The organism is Streptomyces pseudogriseolus (assembly GCA_002154585.1).
GTDB classification, from domain to species: Bacteria; Actinomycetota; Actinomycetes; order Streptomycetales; family Streptomycetaceae; genus Streptomyces; species Streptomyces pseudogriseolus.
The window spans coordinates 1,048-1,249 of sequence record MUNG01000559.1; the positions used below are offsets into that span (position 1 = coordinate 1,048).

Sequence of the window (202 nt, forward strand, 5' to 3'; positions counted from 1 at the left end):
GGGCGCCGTGATGGCGAAGGTGTTGATGTCCGCGAACTCGAAGAAGTAGGCGAACGCCACCGCGAGGACGGTCCGCTTGTGGAACTTCGTGATCGGCAGCCGGTCGAGCCGGTTCGCCGCGTTGGTGGTAGGGATGTGCTGCACTGCACGCTCCTGGGAAGGGTGGACCCGTCTCACCGGGCCGGGGGTGACGTCAGCGGGC

At 67.3% G+C, this 202-nt stretch carries 1 pseudogene; it reads right to left on the minus strand.

From position 1 onward, the window contains the following. Positions 1-144: pseudogene (locus CCN29_RS36530) on the minus strand (MFS transporter); the annotation flags it as partial. Positions 145-202 lie beyond the last annotated feature (58 nt).